The 14972-nt window shown below is 38.0% G+C and carries 14 protein-coding genes; 4 read left to right on the top strand and 10 right to left on the bottom strand.

Annotated features, from left to right (window positions below; all coding sequences use genetic code 11):
• Positions 1-59: 59 nt before the first annotated feature.
• The 4 genes from PCY10_RS02655 (at position 60) to xerS (ending at position 4108) form a co-directional block, all read left to right on the top strand.
• A complete protein-coding gene (locus PCY10_RS02655; RefSeq protein WP_021002719.1) occupies positions 60-758 on the top strand; it encodes a GntR family transcriptional regulator in 699 nt (232 codons plus the stop codon).
• A 115-nt stretch (positions 759-873) separates the two neighbouring features.
• Complete coding sequence (locus PCY10_RS02650; RefSeq protein ID WP_003077007.1) at positions 874-1206, top strand: putative DNA-binding protein; 333 nt, start codon at positions 874-876, stop codon at positions 1204-1206.
• Between the two features lie 60 nt (positions 1207-1266).
• Positions 1267-2841, top strand: coding sequence for a signal recognition particle protein (gene ffh, locus PCY10_RS02645; protein WP_301558781.1), 1575 nt, complete (start codon positions 1267-1269; stop codon positions 2839-2841).
• 196 nt (positions 2842-3037) lie between these two features.
• Complete coding sequence (gene xerS / locus PCY10_RS02640) at positions 3038-4108, top strand: tyrosine recombinase XerS (RefSeq protein ID WP_021002717.1); 1071 nt, start codon at positions 3038-3040, stop codon at positions 4106-4108.
• A gap of 471 nt (positions 4109-4579) precedes the next feature.
• On the opposite strand, the gene PCY10_RS02635 is transcribed toward xerS, so the two are convergent.
• The 10 genes from PCY10_RS02635 to ylqF all read right to left on the bottom strand — a co-directional run bounded on the left by PCY10_RS02635 (position 4580) and on the right by ylqF (position 14800).
• Positions 4580-5740, bottom strand: coding sequence for an acetyl-CoA carboxylase biotin carboxylase subunit family protein (locus PCY10_RS02635; protein ID WP_021002716.1), 1161 nt, complete (start codon positions 5738-5740; stop codon positions 4580-4582).
• 27 nt (positions 5741-5767) lie between these two features.
• Positions 5768-6508: an alpha/beta hydrolase-fold protein gene (locus PCY10_RS02630; protein WP_021002715.1), complete on the bottom strand. Its 741-nt coding sequence runs from the start codon at positions 6506-6508 to the stop codon at positions 5768-5770.
• A gap of 18 nt (positions 6509-6526) precedes the next feature.
• Positions 6527-7351, bottom strand: a complete 825-nt coding sequence (locus PCY10_RS02625) for an alpha/beta hydrolase (RefSeq protein ID WP_021002714.1) — start codon at positions 7349-7351, stop codon at positions 6527-6529.
• 106 nt (positions 7352-7457) lie between these two features.
• A complete protein-coding gene (gene trmFO, locus PCY10_RS02620) occupies positions 7458-8792 on the bottom strand; it encodes a methylenetetrahydrofolate--tRNA-(uracil(54)-C(5))-methyltransferase (FADH(2)-oxidizing) TrmFO (RefSeq protein ID WP_021002713.1) in 1335 nt (444 codons plus the stop codon).
• 93 nt (positions 8793-8885) lie between these two features.
• Positions 8886-9380 (bottom strand): hypothetical protein, encoded by a 495-nt coding sequence (locus PCY10_RS02615; RefSeq protein ID WP_021002712.1) that lies wholly within the window; start codon positions 9378-9380, stop codon positions 8886-8888.
• Positions 9381-9435: 55 nt separating this feature from the next.
• Positions 9436-11529 carry a type I DNA topoisomerase gene (topA, locus tag PCY10_RS02610; protein ID WP_112384696.1) on the bottom strand — a complete coding sequence of 698 codons (2094 nt, stop codon included), beginning with the start codon at positions 11527-11529 and terminating at the stop codon, positions 9436-9438.
• 85 nt (positions 11530-11614) lie between these two features.
• Positions 11615-12457, bottom strand: coding sequence for a DNA-processing protein DprA (gene dprA, locus PCY10_RS02605; protein WP_020998618.1), 843 nt, complete (start codon positions 12455-12457; stop codon positions 11615-11617).
• Positions 12458-12539: 82 nt separating this feature from the next.
• On the bottom strand, positions 12540-13097 hold the full coding sequence (locus PCY10_RS02600) for a sugar O-acetyltransferase (RefSeq protein ID WP_021002710.1): 558 nt from the start codon (positions 13095-13097) through the stop codon (positions 12540-12542).
• 88 nt (positions 13098-13185) lie between these two features.
• Positions 13186-13962 (bottom strand): ribonuclease HII, encoded by a 777-nt coding sequence (locus PCY10_RS02595; protein WP_021002709.1) that lies wholly within the window; start codon positions 13960-13962, stop codon positions 13186-13188.
• Positions 13949-14800 carry a ribosome biogenesis GTPase YlqF gene (gene ylqF, locus PCY10_RS02590; protein ID WP_021002708.1) on the bottom strand — a complete coding sequence of 284 codons (852 nt, stop codon included), beginning with the start codon at positions 14798-14800 and terminating at the stop codon, positions 13949-13951. Before ylqF ends, PCY10_RS02595 begins: the two co-directional genes overlap by 14 nt.
• Positions 14801-14972: the final 172 nt, after the last annotated feature.

The following is a 14972-nucleotide window of genomic DNA, read 5'->3' as shown; positions in this document are numbered from 1 at the left end:
ACTTTTATTTCAATTGATAATACAATAAAAAGAGGAAATTTGTCTTGAAAGAGGTTACTATGCTTCCAGCTTATATGAAAATTCACGATCAAATAAAAAAAGAAATCGACGAAGAAATTTGGAAAATCGGACAACGCTTACCAAGTGAGCGTGATTTAGCCGAACAATTTGAGGTTAGCCGCATGACACTTCGTCAAGCCATCACTCTTTTAGTAGAAGAAGGAGTACTGGAACGTCGTATGGGAAGTGGTACATTTGTAGCTAGTACACGGGTTCAGGAAAAGATGCGTGGCACAACTAGCTTTACTGAAATTATCAAAGCCCAAGGAAAGACGCCTTCGAGTCAGCTTATTTCTTATCGTCGAACATTACCAAGTAAAGAAGAAGTCGAAAAATTAGAAATCGAAAAGACTGAAAACGTCATTCGTATGGAACGAGTACGATATGCTAATCATATTCCTGTAGTTTATGAAGTCGCTTCAATTCCAGAAAAATTCATCAAAAATTTTAACAAAGAAGAAATTACGAAGCATTTTTTTCAAACCTTGCAAGAACATGGCTATAAAATTGGAAAATCCCAACAAACTATTTATGCACGTCTTGCCAAAGAAAGGATTGCGCATTACCTGGAAATTCCTAAAGGTCATGCGATTCTTGGTTTGACACAGATTTCTTATTTTGACAATGGAACGGCTTTTGAATATGTCAAAAGTCAATATGTCGGCGAACGATTTGAATTTTATTTAGAAAACAATTAATTTATATTACCTAATTTAAGATATGTAAACACTGTCGCTGATGTGGGAGTGTTTTTAGTTAGGTAAATCTCTTCACTAGTAGAGTTTTACTGTATTTTTTGGTATAATAAATCTTATGGAAATTGAAAAAACCAATCGAATGAATGCTCTATTTGAATTTTATGCAGCACTTCTAACAGATAAACAAATGAATTATATTGAACTTTATTATGCAGATGATTATAGTCTCGCTGAGATTGCTGAAGAGTTTCAAGTTAGCCGTCAAGCTGTTTATGATAACATCAAACGGACTGAGAAGATTTTAGAAGACTACGAAATGAAACTTCACATGTATTCAGATTATATCGTTAGAAGCCAAATTTTCGATCAAATAATAGAGAAATATGCTGACGATATCTATTTGCAAAAGCAAATTGCAACCTTATCTAGTATTGACAATCGAGAATAGTGGATTGTCAGTAAAAAAATACGCACAAATCAATATCATTAATCAGGAGAAATACATTTTATGGCATTTGAAAGTTTAACCGAACGTTTACAAAACGTCTTTAAAAATCTACGAAGAAAAGGAAAAATTTCAGAGAGTGATGTCCAAGAAGCGACCAAAGAAATTCGTATGGCACTCTTGGAAGCCGATGTAGCTTTACCAGTTGTCAAAGACTTTATCAAAAAAGTTCGCGAGCGTGCTGTCGGACACGAAGTTATTGATACATTAAATCCTGCTCAACAAATTATCAAGATTGTTGACGAAGAATTGACCACTGTATTGGGTTCTGATACAGCAGAAATTATCAAATCTCCTAAAATTCCGACCATTATCATGATGGTCGGTCTCCAAGGGGCTGGTAAAACTACATTTGCAGGAAAATTAGCCAATAAACTTAAGAAAGAAGAAGCTGCTCGACCTTTGATGATTGCTGCTGATATTTATCGTCCGGCAGCTATTGATCAGCTCAAAACTCTTGGTCAACAAATTGATGTACCAGTATTTTCGTTAGGAACAGAAGTACCAGCAGTTGAGATTGTTCGTCAAGGTCTGGAGCAAGCCAAGGCTAATCACAATGACTATGTGCTGATTGATACAGCTGGGCGTCTGCAAATCGATGAGAAGCTCATGAATGAGCTGCGTGATGTCAAAGTACTTGCTCAGCCAAATGAAATCCTCTTGGTTGTCGATGCCATGATTGGGCAAGAAGCTGCCAATGTAGCTCGTGAATTTAATGATCAGTTAGAAGTAACTGGGGTTATTCTGACTAAGATTGATGGCGATACACGTGGCGGTGCCGCTTTATCCGTACGCCAAATTACTGGTAAACCGATTAAATTTACTGGTACTGGGGAAAAAATTACAGACATTGAAACTTTCCACCCAGATCGAATGTCTAGTCGGATTTTAGGCATGGGAGACATGCTGACCCTGATTGAAAAAGCCTCTCAAGAATACGATGAGCAAAAATCACTTGAGATGGCTGAAAAAATGCGAGAAAATACCTTTGATTTTAATGATTTCATTGACCAACTAGATCAGGTTCAAAATATGGGCCCAATGGAAGATCTACTAAAGATGATTCCTGGTATGGCCAATAATCCTGCCATGAAGAATTTTAAGGTAGATGAAAATGAAATTGCTCGCAAACGTGCCATTGTATCATCCATGACACCAGCTGAGCGAGAAAATCCCAATCTTCTCAACCCAAGTCGCCGCCGTCGGATTGCTGCAGGTTCTGGTAATAGCTTTGTCGAAGTTAATAAGTTTATTAAGGACTTTAATCAAGCCAAATCTGTCATGCAGGGTGTCATGTCTGGTGATATGAATAAGATGATGAAGCAAATGGGACTAAACCCCAACAATATGCCTAAGAACATGCCTGGCGGAGGAGGAATACCAGATATAACAGCTCTAGAAGGTATGATGGGGCAAGGTGGTATGCCAGATATGTCAAGTTTAGGAGGCACTGGCATGCCGGATATGAGCCAAATGTTTGGTGGTGGACTTAAGGGAAAAATTGGTGAATTTGCGACTAAACAAGCTATGAAACGCATGGCAAATAAAATGAAAAAGGCAAAGAAAAAGCGGAAATAATCAAATATAAAAAATAAGTCGTTCAAAAATAGCGCATCGGCTTATTTTTTTTATATATTCTAGCAACATAACATCTTTGGGATAATTGTTTTATAGGTAATCCCTCTAATATCTTTCCGAAAAACTATAATTTTCTTGAAAAAAATATAGAGCTATGCTATACTTCTTATAGAGAATAAAATAATGGAGATCCTTTATGAAGCGTGAACTACTTTTAGAAAGAATTGAAAAACTAAAGACTATTCTACCCTGGTATGTTTTGGAATATTATCAATCTAAATTAACTGTTCCATACAGTTTTACAACCTTATATGAATATCTTAAAGAATACAATCGTTTTTTTCAGTGGATTTTAGACTCTGGAATTGCTGATGGCTCACAAATTGCAGAAATTCCTTTATCGGTGTTGGAAAATATGACTAAAAAAGATATGGAATCATTTATCCTTTACCTACGAGAACGACCACTGCTTAATGCTAATACCACACAAAACGGAGTATCTCAAACAACTATTAACCGCACTCTTTCAGCTCTCTCTAGCCTTTATAAATATTTAACTGAAGAGGTGGAAAATGAGAATGGGGAGCCTTACTTTTACCGTAATGTTATGAAAAAAGTGTCCACTAAGAAAAAGAAAGAAACTTTAGCTGCACGAGCTGAAAATATTAAACAAAAACTCTTTTTAGGCGCGGAAACTGAACAATTTTTGAATTATATTGATGAAGAATATCCTAAAAGTTTATCTAACCGTGCCCTCTCCTCTTTCAACAAAAATAAAGAGAGAGATTTGGCGATGATAGCACTACTTCTTGCATCTGGTATTCGTCTATCCGAGGCAGTAAATCTTGATTTGAAAGACCTCAATCTAAAAATAATGGTCATTGAAGTTACTCGTAAGGGTGGGAAAAGAGATTCTGTTAATATTGCATCTTTCGCTAAACCTTATTTAGAAAGGTATTTGGAGATTCGATCCAAACGCTATAAAGCTGAAAAATCCGATACTGCCTTCTTTTTGACAGAATATAGAGGAGGTCCCAATCGCATTGATGCATCTAGTGTAGAAAAAATGGTTGCCAAGTATTCTGAAAATTTTAAAGTTCGAGTGACTCCTCACAAACTCCGCCACACTCTAGCTACTAGGCTTTATGATGCGACCAAGTCCCAGGTCCTGGTCAGCCATCAGCTAGGACATGCCAGCACTCAGGTCACTGACCTCTATACCCATATCGTTAATGATGAACAAAAGAATGCATTAGATAAATTATAAATATTACATAACTAATATTATGTAATATTTTACGGAGTAAAATAATTACAAAAATTAGCTCTTACATTAAAAGTTAGAGCTAATTTTTAGGTTCTCACACAATAACAACAGCATTGTTTTAAAATTTTCAAAATATCTTCATATTTGTATTTTTAATATCATGTAGCACGTCTTCTACTGCTGCTACGTCTACGTTCTTGATACCCCTGAAATCTCCATAAATCAGGCAGTTCTTCAACAATATTAAAGTTTGAGGCGCAGACCTCAAATAGATCGGTATCTTCTGTGTATAAAACAACACATTTCCGCAAAAAATCCCTTACCAGTAATTTCTTAGTTATTACATCCTAGATTCTGCTTTTATACATAATAGTCCCAATGCTTTGACGAATGAGAAGATCTTAAATTGGCTTGGCCTCGGGAGTGTAATTCTAAAATTTCATTCCATTCAAACTAAAACATATTGTTTTTCTACTTTTTTCCAAAATCCTCTATCATTTGATCGACTTCAGATCGATTTGGTGTCGTCAGAATATAATGAATATCTCCTTGTAAGTCAGCAAAAGCCTGTGGCATAATTTTTACTGCTTTTAATTTATCACCGTATTTTTCACGCAACTCTTCTTCTGAATATACATAATTTGAGGTTGAACGACGAGCGGTCACCAAGCCATATTGTGTTTCTACTTGAGACTGTGGGAAAGGTTCACCGTTTACAATAGCTGCATATCCACGATAAAGATCAATCGAATGCGCAAAGTTATATAAATCAATAGTAAAAGCACCTGCGGGACGGTTATTGTATTCAATAGCAATATAATCATTTCCATTACGGAAAAATTCAATATGAAAGAACCGTTCTTTCATGCCGAACACTTTAACAATAGCTTCACCATATTGGCGTAATTTAGGCTCCATGTCTTTTATAATATAATACGAATTTTCATAATGATTTAATACTAAATCTAAAGGAGTATAAGCATAATCAAAAGTTGTTGAAAATACAATGTTGCCTTTGGAATCTAGTAACCCGTCAAACGTGCAAATTTGTCCAGAGTCAACGAATTTTTCAAAGAAATAAACGGTTTGCTTATCCCACTCTTGTTTAAATTGTTCAACATCTTCAGTGGTTTCCAATTTATAAGTTCCGGCTGCGCCAACTCCATTGTCTGGCTTCGCAATCATCGGAAGTCCAATTTTACTGATAGCCATGTCAACTGCCTGCAAGGTTTTTACAATCTGCCCTGGAACGACTGGCACGCCTGCCCTTTTGAAGAGTTTCTTCATTTCAGACTTAAATTTCGTCTTTTTTAAGTCTTTTGGTTTTGGTCCAGTAACATTGAACTGTTCACGTAGTTGAGCATCTTGATTCAACCAATATTCATTATGCGACTCAATACGGTCAATTGGCCCATGCTTGTAAAAAAGGAATGCTACAGCGCGTTTAACTTCGTCGAGATTTTCAAGATTTTCCACCCGAAAATATTCTGTTAGAGCATTTTTCAAAGGTTGATCTAGTTGATCATAAGGTTCCTGCCCAATGCCCAAAACAGTAATTCCTTTGTTTGCAAGCTCAACAGTAAATTGTTGAAAATTTTGCGGATAATAAGGTGAAATAACAATATAATTCATGATAAAATTTCCTCTCTACTTGATATCTTAAAGATTTAACTGGCTCAAGAAATACGGCATTTGCTGACGCCACCATATCCAATCATGCCCCACATCATGCCCCCACTCAGAGAACCAAGCTGGAATATTTTTGTGCTCAAAAGCCTCTTTGAGAGTATAGAAAGATGGAAGCCCGTCTTGTTCCCAGCTGCCTAGGCCGGTACAAATAATGATATCTGCTTGACGGTAACGGTCCATAAACCAACCATCATTTTGGTTCCAGATATAGTCAGCTGGCGAGTTCTGATAAATTGCTTCATCATTCAGATTGTCACCGACAAAAAAGCGAGCATCATAGACTCCACTAAGGGCAATCACTTTATTGAAAACATCTGGATGTTGGAGGAAGAAATTAACGGCGTGATAAGCTCCCATAGAGCAACCGGTCGTCATCATCGGATCAAACCATCCAGTCTTGTATTTGATAAAAGGAATAGCTTCTTCGATGACATATCGCTCATAAGCACGATGCATTTCTGCTCGATCGTGAGGATGCTTCCAGTCAGCTAGCCAGCTTTCACTATCTACGCTACTTAAAGTAAAGAATTGTATCTTCCCCGTCTCGATAAACCATGAGCAGGCCTCAATCATTCCGAAATCAGCATATTCATTGTGACTGCCACCCGATGAAGCAAAGACCACTACTGGAATACCAGCATGGCCATAGCGATTTATATACATTTCTCGCCCCAGATTGCCGCTCCAATGACTTAAAAATTCTACATACATGCGCTTTCTCCTTTTATCTTACCACTTCTCACTGATGAAACGGAGACAATCAGGCAAATTCTTTGCCCAATCTATCTCATTGTGAATGGCTCCTGACTGGATTTTGATTTGCAGATTGTCAAGTTTAACACCAGCAGCAATCAACTGGCGGTAATAAGTGAGCGAGGAGTCGATATAGGCTTGCTTGATATTACCTGCCATAAGTGTCTTATCTGTATCATCCGCTTCTTCTGTTCCAACATAAATGAAAACCCGCTGGTCAGATTGTAACTTCTGACGCTCTATATAGCGGTCAAAAGCTTCTTGATGGAGCCAGTTAGCCGATGAAAAAACACCCAGACAACCGACTCGTTCCTGATACTCAAGGCCTATAAACTGGGTAATATTGCCTCCCAATGAAGACCCAATCATAGCTGTATGCTGACGGTCAGCCTTAGTTTGATAGTTTTCGTCAATAAAAGGTTTGACGACATCCATAACAAACTCTGCATACTCCGTGCCCTTGCCACCAAACTGAACACCAGGAATATTGGACTCCTCAAATTTCCAAGCAGAATATTCATCCATCCGCCGTGGTCCATCATTGTCAATGGCCACAACAATCATTTTCTCAATATCTGGATTGCGCTTAATCGTTGGAATTACTTTCCAGGAATGACCGCTGTAAGACTCCTTACTGTAAAGGATATTTTGCCCATCGTGAAAATAGACTACTGGATAAGTCTTTTTAGTATCTTTGGCATAGTTTTTAGGAAGTAGAACACGTACACGTCGCTTTTGCTTGGTGTATGGAACTATCAATTCATGTGTTTTCATATCGAGGTAGAAATAGGATTTATTCATTTTCAGAAAACTTTCTATTTTCAAAAATTTTATTTATTATATCATAAATTAAGCAAAAAAGTTAGGGATTTCCTAACTTTTTTGAGATTTTCAGTAAAATGCTGGTCTATTTATCTAAATAGGTCTCTAAATCTGCCAACGCTCGTTCAGCAATCTTCTCATAGCGCTCTTTCTTGTCACGAATCCGAGGGCCGTCCAGCTCTTTGATAATGCCAAAATTGACATTCATAGGTTGGAAATGCTTGCTGTCAGCATGGGTAACATAATGTGGCAAGCTGCCAATAGCTGTTGTTTCTGGAAAAACAAGCGCTTCTTCACCCTTGAAGAGTCGAGCGGCATTGATACCAGCAACCAGACCAGAAGCCGCTGATTCGACATAGCCTTCAACTCCAGTCATTTGACCTGCAAAGAAAATATTTGGCTGTTTCTTAGATCGGAAAGTCTGTTCCAGCAAATTTGGAGAGTCCATATAGGAGTTTCGATGCATAACACCATAGCGGACAAATTCTGCATTCTCAAGACCAGGAATCATTTGAAAGACCCGCTTTTGCTCGCCCCACTTGAGATGAGTTTGGAAGCCGACGATGTTGTAAAGACTGCCTGCTGCATTATCCTGACGGAGCTGCACCACAGCGTATGGCGTCTTATATTCACCATCTCGAGGCCCTTGGTAGTCATCTGGATACTCTAAACCAACCGGCTTCATCGGACCATAAAGCATGGTTTTAGTGCCTCGCTTGGCCATAATTTCAATAGGCATACAGCCTTCAAAGTATTTTTCTTTTTCAAAGGAATTGAGCGGTGCTTCTTCGGCATTGACCAAAGCATCATGGAAATCCATAAATTCTTGCTTGGTCATCGGCGCGTTGAGATAGGCCGCTTCGCCCTTATCATAACGAGATTTGAGATAGACCTTGGTCATATCGATGGTATTGACATCAATGATTGGCGCTGCTGCGTCATAGAAATAAAAACCATCGCCTCCATTGAGCGCATGGATTTTTTCTGCCAAAGCATCGCTGGTCAACGGTCCTGTCGCAATGACTGTGATGGCATCCTCCGGAATTTCAGTGATTTCCTCACGAGTAACTTCAATCAATGGATGATTGGTCACTTGCTCCGTTACTAGCTGCGAGAAGCCTTCTCTATCAACCGCTAGAGCACCACCTGCTGGCACCCGAGTCGTTTCTGCTGACTTTAAGATGACTGAATCCAACCGTCGCATTTCTTCTTTTAGTAGGCCAACTGCATTGGTCAGCGCATCGCCTCGCAGAGAGTTGGAGCAGACCAGTTCTGCAAAGTCCTCAGTCTTGTGTTGAGGCGTCGACTTAACACCCCGCATTTCATAGAGTTTGACTGGGATGCCACGCTTGGCAATCTGGTAAGCTGCTTCACTGCCAGCCAGACCAGCACCGATAACATTGATATAGGATGATGACATGATACTCTCCCTTGGATATTTCTAGATTTTCACTCTGACCATTATAACAAAAACAAAGTAAAAAAGACAGACAGGAGGATTCCCGTCTGTCCATTATTTTGCTATTTTTTTCAAGTAAGCAATCTTAGCAAAATCCTTATGATTGTTATTTTCATTTCGATAAGAATCTTTGGAAGAAGCACGGTAGATAGCTAAAAACTGCTCCGCAGTCGGCAGTAGAAATTCAACACCTTCAACTTCTTTTCGAGTCAGCTTCTCTAACGGCACACCTGAAAATGCCTCTAAGGTTTCCATGACCCCAAATTCAATAGATAAGCTTTCTTTTTGAAATTCATGCTCGTGCAGATCGACTAAGCGATAGCCCAAGCGCTCCATCGTAGGCTCAATCTTGTCCATATCATAAATACGTTCTTCATCTGGTGCTTCCCAGCCACGCTCATCACCATGAACATGAATATCAATATCACGCGCTTGCCAATCTTGTCCAGTAACCTGTTCCAGCCCCAAGGAGCCCATCAGAAGTGGAATAATTCCCATCTTGTTCAGTTGAGACGCGATTTTTAGAAATTCTGCAAATTTATCTGTCATAAAGCTGTACCTCTTCTTCAGAAGATTGTTTTACGTAATATAAATTATGTAAAAACTATTTTACTTTTTCTTCTTCGTAATCCCCGTTGCTGCAGACAACTTGCTTGCCTCCACCACGAACTTTCTTTTCGACAAGGTATTGACCACATTTTGGACAAGAGCGGCCAACTGGTTTATCCCAGGACGTGAAATCACAATCTGGATAACGATTGCAGCCATAGAAAAGGCGGTTTCGTTTGGTTTTACGCTCAATAATTTGTCCTTGATGACATTTAGGACACTCTACGCCTATTTCTTTGACAATAGCTTTAGTATGGTGACAATCAGGGAAATTGCTACAAGCATAGAATTTACCATAACGCCCCAACTTGATAACCATAGGACTTCCACAAACTTCACAATCAAAACCAGCTGGCTCATCCTTGATTTGGATTTTCTCCATTTCAGTCTCAGCCTTAGCTACTTCCTTTTCAAAAGGCTGGTAAAACTCGTCAATAACCTTTTGCCATTGTTCTTTTCCGACTTCTACATCATCCAATTTGGCTTCCATATCAGCGGTAAACTTCACATTGACAATATCTGGGAAGAATTCAATAATCAATGAATTCACAATTTCTCCCAATTCGGTTGGTTCAAAGCGTTTGGAAACTAGTTTTACATAGTAACGTTTTTGAATAGTTTCAATCGTTGGTGCATAAGTTGATGGACGCCCAACGCCATTCTCCTCCAAGGTCTTAATTAAAGTTGCTTCTGAATAACGTGCTGGTGGTTGAGTAAAATGCTGTTCAGGATTGGTGTTAACTCGCTTCACTATGTCACCTTTTTCCATCTCAGGTAACATTTTATTCTTATCAGAATCGTTGTAAATAACTAGATAACCGTCAAATTTAACTTGACTACCACTTGCAGCAAACTGAACACTATTTTGCTCTAATTTCACACTCATAGTGTCAAATACCGCTGCTGTCATTTGACTAGCCACAAACCGATTCCAAATCAATGTATACAATTTTAATTGATCTTTATCTAGATATTTAGCAATATTTTCGGGAGTATTGAACACACTCGATGGACGAATCGCTTCATGAGCATCTTGTGCACCAGAAGAATTTTTAATTCTACTACCATGTTTAGAATATTTTTCGCCAAAACGCTCTGTAATAAAAGCCGCAGCTTCATTTTGAGCCACTGGGCTAATACGAGTAGAATCTGTACGCATATAAGTAATCAAACCTTGCACACCCGAACCAATATTGATTCCTTCGTAGAGCTGTTGAGCGACCATCATAGTTTTCCGAGTTCGGAAATTGATTTTATTAGCAGCGTCTTGCTGCATAGATGATGTAGTATAAGGTAGTGGAGCATGACGCTTGCGTTCCTTTTTCTCAACACTTTCTACGGTAAATTCATTACTCTTGATTTGAGAAAGCACATTTTTGACATCATCGTTGGTAGCAAGTTTCATTTTCTTGCCATTTATACTATAAAAGCTTGCTTGAAATTGCCGAGCACCTTTCTTGAACGTTCCATCAATCGTCCAATATTCTTCTGGCTTAAAAGCATTAATTTCGTTTTCACGATCAATGATGAGCTTCAAAGCAACAGATTGTACACGTCCAGCCGATAACCCCTTCTTGACTTTTTTCCAGAGAATCGGAGAAATAGAATACCCTACAATACGGTCAAGTACACGACGAGCTTGTTGAGCATCTACCAAATCCATATCAATTTGACGTGGTTCTTTAAAAGCATTTTTAACTGCATCTTTCGTAATTTCGTTGAAAACAACGCGATTTTTATCATGTTCATCCAAATTTAGAATATGAGCCAAATGCCAAGAAATAGCTTCTCCTTCTCGATCTGGGTCGCTCGCAAGATAGACTTGTTTAGCCTTTTTAGCTTCTTTTTTCAAATCATTGATAAGAGGACCCTTTCCACGAATATTGATATATTCTGGCTCATAATTATTTTCAAAATCAACGGACATCGTAGATTTTTTCAAATCTCGAATATGACCTACGCTAGCTAAAACCTTGTAGTTCCGTCCTAAATATTTTTCAATTGTTTTTGCCTTAGCTGGCGACTCTACAATCACCAGATTTTTTTTAGCTGTTATTTTTTTCTTTGTTTTTGTTGCCAATCTAAACACCTTCTAAAAGTAATAAACCTCATAGAGTTTAAACTATTTTTTTCAAGATGTCAACTAGTAGCATTCTCTTATAGGAGAACTTGTTTTAAAACTGGAATTCAGAAAGTACGTCAGACCCTGATGTAATGCATTTTGCTCCCTCCTGAATCAAATGATGACAGCCATCACTTCTTCCATCTAAAATTGACCCTGGAATAGCAAATACATCTCGCCCTTCTTCCATTGCTCGCTCACAAGTAATAAGGCTGCCTGAGCGCATTTTAGCTTCAGCGACAATAACCCCTCTACACAATCCTGCTATAATCCGATTACGCTCTGGAAAATGAAATTTTAATGGCTCTGCTTCAGGACCATACTCACTAAGCACTAGATGATGTTCTCCCAAATACGATTGGAGTTTCTTATTCGCCCTTGGGTAAAACACATCTAGGCCCGTTCCGATAACTGCAATTGTTCGACCACCATTTTGCAACGCTGCCATGTGAGCCGAGGTATCAATTCCGCGTGCTAAACCACTCACAATAACCAATTCATTGTTTAGCTCTTTAATAATCTTTTGAACAGATTGACTGCCTACTCGGCTACTATTCCGACTTCCTACAACAGCCACTTTAGGTAATTTTAGCAAATCCAAATTACCTTTATAAAAAAGAAGAACGGGTGGATTATAAATTTCACTCAAATCCCAAGGATATACATCGTCCAAGATAGAAAAGGATGGGAATTTCTCAAATTCTTGACGTAATAAATCATCATCTAACTGCAAATATTTTTCAATAAAAAGAGCAGGATTACGGCATTCGGAAACAACTGCCATGCCTTTGGCAGACAAATCTTTTTCATGTATTTCAGCATATTCTAATACATTGATAACTTGTTGGTTTGTCAAGCCGGCTTCTTTTAATTTATAAATATCAAAATTATTCATTTTTTCATTCCTTTTACTTTCATTAATATCTTTCAAAGATACTATTCGTAAAAGAAATGAAAAAACGAGAATTTCTCGTTTTTTACATTTTATCTAATTCTTTAATAATTCGAGCTGGATTTCCTGCTAAAACAACATTATCACCATAAGATTTAGTTACAATTGATCCCGCCCCGATAACGACATTATCACCTAGTGTCACCCCTGGCAAAATCGTTACACCCCCACCAGCCCAGCAATTAGCACCAATAGTAATCGGTGCACCGTACTCTACCCCAGATAGGCGGTCTTGTGCATTCAAAGGATGGAGAGGTGTCAAAAGCTGACAATTTGGTCCAAACATTGCATTTTTTCCAATTGTAATCGGACAGACATCAAGCATAGTTATGTTCCAATTAGAGTAGAAATTCTCACCTAAATGTATATTGAGACCATAATCGCAAACAAAATTTGGTTTCATAGAAATACTTTCACCAGTAGAACCAAGCCATTCTTTTACTAAAGCACTTCTTCTTTTGCCATCTCGTTCTGCGTTAAATGTGTATTGAAATTTGCGAGAACGAGATACAAGCCTGCGTAATTCTGGATCTTGAGGATTATATAATTGTCCCGCTATCATTTTTTCATATTCAGTTGCCATTGATTTTCCTTTTCATTCTTGATAAATAATTGGTGATTTTCTTCAGAAATGACTACATTGTCGTTTAAAAGTTTACTAATAATCATCTTCAGTTTTCTATCTTTTTAATCATTGATTTAATTGGTTCAAAAGTTTTGCGATGAATAGGAGTAATTCCTCTACGTTTCAATCCTTCTAAATGATGCTGAGTTCCATAACCAACATTGTGTGCAAAGTCATAACCTGGATAAGTTAAGTCATAATCTGTCATCATGCGATCCCTAGTCACTTTTGCTACGATTGAAGCAGCCGCAATGGAGAGTGAATTAGCATCTCCTTTGATGATAGATGTCTGTGGTATTTGAAGATCTAGCTTCATGGCATCAATCAGAAGATGTTGTGGAGTAATTTTAAGATTTCCAACTGCTTCTATCATAGCCAACTTCGTTGCTTCATAGATATTCACTTCATCAATAACTTGATTATCTTTGATACCAATGCCAATTGCAATCGCTTGCTTTAGCACTTCTTGATAGATTGTTTCATGTTTTTTCTTAGAAATTTTCTTGCTATCGTTGAGACCTTTTATTTTAGAGTTTTTAGGTAAAATAACTGCTGCAGCCACAACAGGACCGGCCAAAGGACCACGACCAACTTCATCAATGCCGGCAATCCATTCTATACCCTGTGCATACAAATCTTTTTCATAGCATAGCATTTTTTCCAACCGAGCCTCTTCTTCATACTCGTCTTGAATTGCTTTGCGACGCTTAACAACCAATTTCTTTACCCCAGTCCGCTCATCATGAGCCAGCTCTTTAAAAAATGGGTCATCCAAACCAGTAACTTGTTCCAACTGTTTCTGAATTTCTTTAATCGTTGCCATTCAAATCTCCCAGCATATCCAATGTATATCGCCCTACTTTTCCGTCACGAATCTCTTTGATAAAAAGCTGATAAAACCGGTCATAATTATCGCGAAACCCTAATTTTTGTGTCATATCCATAATAATTTCAGGAGCTTCATCTTTTAAATTCATTGCCTTGAAGCGTTCTTGAAGCTCAATAGGATAATGTTCTTTAAAATAATTGATTCCGAAAATAGCAACTTCATCCATTGAGAGCAAATCGTCTTTAATCGCACCTGTCAAAGCAAGTTTTAAAGCGATATCTGCCTCTTCAAACTTAGGCCAGAGAATACCTGGTGTATCTAGAATTTCCAAGTCCTTATTAGACTTGAGCCACTGCTGACCTTTGGTAACACCTGGTTTATTTCCAGTCACAGCGATTTTTTTCCCAGCTAAACGGTTCATCAGGGTTGATTTACCAGCGTTCGGGATACCGATAATCATAGTCCGCAATGTTTCAATTTGGATCCCACGTTCTTTTTGCCGAGCAATTTTTTCTTTCATCAAAGATTTTGCTGCTTCTGTGACCTTTTTTACGGTTGATTGTTCTTTAGAATTGATAGCCAATGTTTTGATGCCCTGATTTTCAAAATATCTTCGCCATTCTTTCGTTAAATGGGCATCAGCTAAATCTGCTTTATTCAAAACAAGGAGTTTAGGCTTATCCCCCACGATTTTTGTCAACATAGGATTTTGACTAGAGAATGGCAAACGCGCATCTACTAAAATCGTCACAAAGTCAACAAATTTGATATTTTCTTGAACTTGTCTCCGAGCCTTTGACATATGACCTGGAAACCATTGAATAGTAGCCATGAAAACCTCTTTCTTACAGTATTCTAACATCTTCATTATATCAGAATTTTAAATAATCCGCAGCGATAAATAGAGGCTTCAAAAAAACCTTTCAAATTTAAAAGGCAATTTTCAACTTGAATGATACAAAACAGCTTTTTTATCCTGTTTATCGGTAAATGAAAGTATTAGT

Origin of the sequence: Streptococcus sp. SI1 (assembly GCF_030439945.1) — a bacterium.
Classification (GTDB): Bacteria; Bacillota; Bacilli; order Lactobacillales; family Streptococcaceae; genus Streptococcus; species Streptococcus intermedius.
The sequence above is the reverse complement of the archived record's forward strand: the minus strand, read 5'-3'. Positions and strand labels throughout refer to the sequence as shown.

What these genes read in the sequence shown, in the direction of transcription:
- PCY10_RS02655 (WP_021002719.1), top strand. Translation starts at nt 60, where the DNA reads ATGCTTCCAGCTTATATGAAAATTCACGATCAAATAAAAAAAGAAATC.
- PCY10_RS02650 (WP_003077007.1), top strand. Translation starts at nt 874, where the DNA reads ATGGAAATTGAAAAAACCAATCGAATGAATGCTCTATTTGAATTTTAT.
- ffh (WP_301558781.1), top strand. Translation starts at nt 1,267, where the DNA reads ATGGCATTTGAAAGTTTAACCGAACGTTTACAAAACGTCTTTAAAAAT.
- xerS (WP_021002717.1), top strand. Translation starts at nt 3,038, where the DNA reads ATGAAGCGTGAACTACTTTTAGAAAGAATTGAAAAACTAAAGACTATT.
- PCY10_RS02635 (WP_021002716.1), bottom strand. Translation starts at nt 5,740, where the DNA reads ATGAATTATATTGTTATTTCACCTTATTATCCGCAAAATTTTCAACAA.
- PCY10_RS02630 (WP_021002715.1), bottom strand. Translation starts at nt 6,508, where the DNA reads ATGTATGTAGAATTTTTAAGTCATTGGAGCGGCAATCTGGGGCGAGAA.
- PCY10_RS02625 (WP_021002714.1), bottom strand. Translation starts at nt 7,351, where the DNA reads ATGAATAAATCCTATTTCTACCTCGATATGAAAACACATGAATTGATA.
- trmFO (WP_021002713.1), bottom strand. Translation starts at nt 8,792, where the DNA reads ATGTCATCATCCTATATCAATGTTATCGGTGCTGGTCTGGCTGGCAGT.
- PCY10_RS02615 (WP_021002712.1), bottom strand. Translation starts at nt 9,380, where the DNA reads ATGACAGATAAATTTGCAGAATTTCTAAAAATCGCGTCTCAACTGAAC.
- dprA (WP_020998618.1), bottom strand. Translation starts at nt 12,457, where the DNA reads ATGAATAATTTTGATATTTATAAATTAAAAGAAGCCGGCTTGACAAAC.
- PCY10_RS02600 (WP_021002710.1), bottom strand. Translation starts at nt 13,097, where the DNA reads ATGGCAACTGAATATGAAAAAATGATAGCGGGACAATTATATAATCCT.
- PCY10_RS02595 (WP_021002709.1), bottom strand. Translation starts at nt 13,962, where the DNA reads ATGGCAACGATTAAAGAAATTCAGAAACAGTTGGAACAAGTTACTGGT.
- ylqF (WP_021002708.1), bottom strand. Translation starts at nt 14,800, where the DNA reads ATGGCTACTATTCAATGGTTTCCAGGTCATATGTCAAAGGCTCGGAGA.